This window comes from Streptococcus sp. XMC, assembly GCF_021341835.1.
In the GTDB taxonomy this organism is placed as follows: Bacteria; Bacillota; Bacilli; order Lactobacillales; family Streptococcaceae; genus Streptococcus.
In genome coordinates this window covers 1-4097 of the sequence record NZ_JAJTNQ010000010.1, presented here as the reverse complement: position 1 = coordinate 4097, position 4097 = coordinate 1, and the positions used below count along the sequence as shown (strand labels likewise).

At 40.5% G+C, this 4097-nt stretch carries 2 protein-coding genes; both read left to right on the top strand.

Annotation, left to right across the window (positions count from 1 at the left end; translation table 11 throughout):
* A partial coding sequence (locus LXO72_RS09990; RefSeq protein WP_233332566.1) for an isopeptide-forming domain-containing fimbrial protein occupies positions 1 to 1920 on the top strand: 1920 nt, incomplete at its 5' end.
* A gap of 74 nt (positions 1921 to 1994) precedes the next feature.
* Positions 1995 to 3827, top strand: coding sequence for a G5 domain-containing protein (locus tag LXO72_RS09985; RefSeq protein WP_233332557.1), 1833 nt, complete (start codon positions 1995 to 1997; stop codon positions 3825 to 3827).
* The last annotated feature ends 270 nt before the right edge of the window (positions 3828 to 4097 follow it).

The following is a 4097-nucleotide window of genomic DNA, read 5'->3' as shown; positions in this document are numbered from 1 at the left end:
AAGGTAGAAGGTCAAACTATTACCTTGACCCTTACAGAAGCACAAGTTAAAGCAAGTGCTGGTCAAGCAGTTGAATTAACATTCGACGCTAAGATCAAAGAAGGTGCAGACTTGACTCCATATCTAACTGATCGTGGATTCACTGTACCAAATACTGCTGGCTATGACGCAGGCTTCCCACACAAACCAGGTGTTCACAAAGATTCTAATGAAGTTCCAGTTGTAGTTCCAAAAGAACCAGAACCAGAAATTTCTAAGAAGATCAACCGTACTTTGGACCACTTGGATGTAGACTACGAAGCACCTTACATGTACAACGTTAATACTGCTTTACCAAAAGATATTGATAAGTACAAAGAGTTTACAGTAACAGATACTCTTGAATCTGTGTTGGCAATCACAGATACACCAGTAGCTTATGTAGATGGTCTTGATGCAACTGGAGTTCTTGAAACTAAAGTTGAAGGAAATACAGTAACTGTAACAGTGAAAGATTTCGCTCGACTTAAAGGATTCAAAGAAATCCAATTGTACATCCCAGCTAAGCTTAAAGCTAACAGCGACTTGAGCGCTTACGCTAACCAATTGGTACCTAACAAAGCAACTGTAAACTTCAAGGATGCTAACGGTCAATCTGGTAGCAAGGAAACTAAACCAGTAACGGTTAAACCTCGTGAACCAGAAAAACCAACAGATCCAGAACCAGGTAAACCAGTTAAGACTGTTGGACCAGAAGACGGATCTAAACCTGGTAAAGAGTACCGCTTGCCAAACGCAACTGATACATTCCGCTTCGACATTTCAACTCTCGTTCCTGCAGATCCAACGGATGAAAATGGTAACGCATTGAAAGATGAGTATGGACGCATCAAGAAGACTGAATTGACTAACTTCACTATCAGTGATGAAATCGACCAAGTCCTCAAAGTGCAACGTGACCGTATTGCTCTTAAAGTTGAAAACGCACAGTTTGACAAACTTCAAGCAGCTCTTCAAGCTCAACTTGACCAAGTTGAAGCTGAGCTTAAAGCCTTGATGGCTAAGTCTGAAGACAAGTCAGCTGATGAGAAAGTGAAAGCGGCTGAAGCTAAAGTTGCTGACTTGAAAGCTAAGGTAGAAGCAGCCAAAGCAACAGTAACAACTGAGGCTCCTGCAACAACAGAAGCACCAGCAACGACTGAAGCTCCTGTAACATCAGAAGGCGCAACAACTGAAGCGCCAGCAACAACAGAAGCACCTGCTACAACAGAAGCAGCACCAAGCCAACCAAGTCCAGAACTTGCTAACTTGGAAGCTGAACTCCAAGCAGCTGAAGCAGAACTTGCAAGCCTTCAAGCAGCAGCTAAGAAAGAAGCTGAATTGTCACCAGCTGATAAGAAACAAGAACAAGAGAAACTTGAAAACGAAATCAAGAAACTGAAAGAAGCTCAAGCTAAGCTTAAATCAGCAATTGAAAAAGTTTCTAAAGTTTCAAATGACCGTGGTGAATTGGTAGGTAAAGATTTGGAAGCAATTGCCAAAGTTACTTACGATGAAACTACAAACCTTGTGACTGTTGAAATCAGTGACAAGGACGTTCTTGAAGCCTTGAAGGGAAGTAAAGTAAGTCTCGTTCTTTACACTAACTTCAAAGAAGGAACTGACTTCTCTAAATATGCTACTAAAGGTGTACCAAATACTGCTAAAGTAAGCTTCAACAACAAGCCAGGTACTACTAATACTGTTGTAGTGTTCCCACCAACACCACAAACACCAGAAAAACCACAAACACCACCACCAGGAGGAAACATTCCTCCGGCAGAACCTAAGAAAACATTGCCAAATACAGGTTCTGAAGCATCTTCAATCTTTGGAGTACTTGCAGCCCTAGCTCTAGGCCTTGCTGGACTTCTTGTTTGGGGACGCAAAGTGGAGCGTTAAAAGACGGTAAAGAGGAGAGTAGAAGAATCTACTCTTCTCATTACTGTTTAATGAATAGAGTCAAGGGAAGAATAATGAGTAGAAAAAAGTTATTAAAATTAGGAATTTCAATACTCGCTTTAAATGCTCTTGGAGTTGCGACTTATCATGTAGCTCCTGATCTATATGAAATTAAGACTGTACATGCAGAAGAACCAGGCGAAGATGAAGAAATCGGTGATGCGCAGGAAAAAAGTATCGCTTTTAAGTTCAGAGATAAATTGAACGACCTTGAAGAGGATTTTAATGATTTTAAAAAGAATCCTTCAGATGAAGAAACTCGTGAACTTGTACAAGAAGAGTTAGATGATGTTGTAAAATATTATGGTATTGCCAAAAAAGCAATGAAGAGCGAAGATGCAAAAAAATTCTTTGCACCTCTTGAAGAACGCTATCATACTTTGAAAGCTAAAGTAGAAGCGGCTTTGAATGGTAAAACTGAAGAACCAACAACACCAAAAGTTGAGCATCAAGAAATCACAACTAAGGAACCAGTTCCTTACCCATCTCGCACTGAGTACAATGCAGCCCTTCCAGAAGGGACTCGCAATGTTAAGCAGGCAGGTGTTAATGGTGAAAAGACTGTTGTTTGGGATATCACTTTGACAGATGGCAAAGAAACAGCTCGTACCAAGAAGAGCGAAAATGTCACTAAACAGCCGGTTGAAGAAATCATCGAGGTTGGTACTAAGAAATCCGCAGTAGAAACCAAAGAGAATGTAACTGTTGAAGAAAAAGTTCCATTCAAAGAAGAAACTAAGGTAGATCCAGCACTTGACAAGGGTAAAACTCGTGTTGAGGAAGGTGAAGAAGGTATCGATGAAGTTACATATGAAGTAACTAAAGTTGATGGTAAAGAAACAGCTCGTAAAGAGGTTTCACGTAAAACCAAAAAAGCACCTAAGAACAAAGTAACTTATACTGGTAGCAAAGCTGTTATCACAACTAAGGAAGTAACTCGTACAGAAGAAGTTGCCTTTACATCACGTGAAGTTGAAAATGCAATGTTAGCTGAAGGTGTTCGCCGTGTGAAAACAGCTGGACAAAAGGGTGTACGTACCATTGTTGAAACAGTAACTTACACAGATGGCGTTGAAACAAGTCGCGTTGTGAAATCAGACGATATCACAACAGCACCAGTTGAAGAAGTCATTGAAGTAGGAACTAAGAAAAATCCAGTCATCACAACTAAAGACGAAACTAGAACTGAAGAAGTTGCCTTCCAAACTAAGGAAGTAGCGAACCCAGACCTAGCGGAAGGTGTTCGTCAAGTTAAGGTAGCTGGACAAAAAGGTGTTCGCACCATTGTTGAAACAGTAACTTACACAGATGGCGTTGAAACAGGTCGTGTCGTGAAATCTAACGTGATTACAACAGCACCAGTTGATGAAGTCATCGAAGTAGGTGCTAAGGAACTTCCAGTTGTTACAACTAAGGAAGAAACTAGAACTGAAGAAGTTGCCTTCCAAACTAAGGAAGTAGCGAATCCAGACCTTCCTGAAGGAACTCGTGAAGTGAAAGCTGTTGGTAAGAAGGGGGTTCGCACTATTGTTGAGACAGTGACTTACACAGACGGCGTTGAAACAGGTCGCGTAGTGAAATCAAGTGAAATTACAACAGCACCAGTTGATGAGATCGTTGAAGTAGGAACTAAGAAAGTAGTTGCAGACGACAGTAATAAACCAGTAAATCCAGGAACTAAACCAGTAGATCTAGGAACTAAACCTGAAGGTCCTGCAGCTAAACCTGCTCCAAACCAAGATAAGAATACTCTACCAAACACAGGTTCAGCAGTATCTAGTCTTCTTTCAATCATCGGTCTTGCCTTTGCAAGCCTAGCAGCTTTTGTCCTTCGTAAGAAAGACTAAGCCATTCTTAATAAATAAGAAATTGAATTCTTAATTCCGGCTCATTGTCAACTGTATTGGGTTGATGAAAAGTTATAACCTGGAGAGGACCAAATTGGTTCTCTCCTTTTTGATATTTAGAGCAATGAGAATTCTAGTTTTAAAGTTGGGCTCTTTGTCAACTGTAGTGGGTTGAAGAAAAGCTATGATCGAGAAAGGACAAATTTCGTACTTTCTTTTTTGATGTTCAGAGCGATGAAAATCCGTTTTTTGAAGTTTTCAAAGTTCCGA

Bases quoted from the DNA above. Each gene is read 5' to 3' on its own strand.
- LXO72_RS09985 (WP_233332557.1), top strand. From the start codon at position 1,995: ATGAGTAGAAAAAAGTTATTAAAATTAGGAATTTCAATACTCGCTTTA.